General features: G+C 64.6%; 1 protein-coding gene. It reads right to left on the reverse strand.

Features of this window, described 5'->3' with window-relative positions; translation table 11 throughout:
• Positions 1-18: 18 nt before the first annotated feature.
• Positions 19-864 (reverse strand): IS5 family transposase, encoded by an 846-nt coding sequence (locus ACPZVR_RS25410; RefSeq protein WP_436702483.1) that lies wholly within the window; start codon positions 862-864, stop codon positions 19-21.
• Positions 865-965 lie beyond the last annotated feature (101 nt).

Below are 965 nucleotides of genomic sequence, written 5' to 3' on the forward strand. Positions count from 1 at the left end.
AGAGGTTCCGCCAATAGGTTAAGGGCGTCGGGCTGGTCGGGTGTTCCAGCGGTGGGTGGTCCAGGCGATGCGGACAAGGCGACGGATGATGATCGCGGCGTTGGCGAGTGCGATGAATGCCTCGATCACGCGGATACGGCGTTCGGTGCAGATGTGGAGCTTCTTGAACCCGCGGTTGTGCCAGGAGTTGGTGCGTTCCACGACCCACCGGGTGCCGGCTTGAAGGGGGGTGCCCTTCTTGCTGATCACGCTCTGGCAGCCCAGTTCGTCAAGCAGTTCACGGGTAGCCAGGCTGTCGTAGCCGGCGTCGAGATGCACGGTGATCGTCTCGGGTAGCCCGACACCGAGCCGGGTCTCGAACCTGCCCAGCTTCGCCAAGGTCGGGCGCAGGAACGGGGAGTCGTGCCGGTTCGCCGAGGTCACCACACACCCGATCGGGATCCCGGCGCCGTCGGTCATCAACGACCGTTTGGTGCCTTGTTTCCCGCGGTCTACCGGAGACTTCCCGGCGGCCTCGCCACCGCAGGGTGCTTTGACGATGCACCCATCGACGCTGATGTCGTCGAGGTCGAGACCCACGATCTGGTCGTAGGCCTCCAACGCGAGCTGTTCGAGGCGCTCGAAGAGCCCGGCACTGATCCAGGCGTCGCGGCGTCTGCGGAGGGTGGTGGCCGAGCATGTGGTGTCGGCGATGCGGTCGTAGGCGGCGCCGAGGACCGCGATCTGGACGAGCTTGTCGAACACGATCCGGTCAGCGATGCGTGGTCGGTGGCATCCCAGCGGATGAGTCTCGATGTGTTCAGGGATCAGCGCGGCGAACTGGTCCCACAGCGGTTCGATGATGAAAGATGGCAGAGCAGGCACGAGTACCTCGGGGAAGAAGCGGCGTCAGATACCACTTCGTCTACCGGGGCTCGTGCCTGTCCTCGTGGACCGACACGCAACGACCTATTGGCGGAACCTCT

Origin of the sequence: Nocardioides segetis (assembly GCF_051390595.1) — a bacterium.
Lineage (GTDB): Bacteria > Actinomycetota > Actinomycetes > Propionibacteriales > Nocardioidaceae > Nocardioides.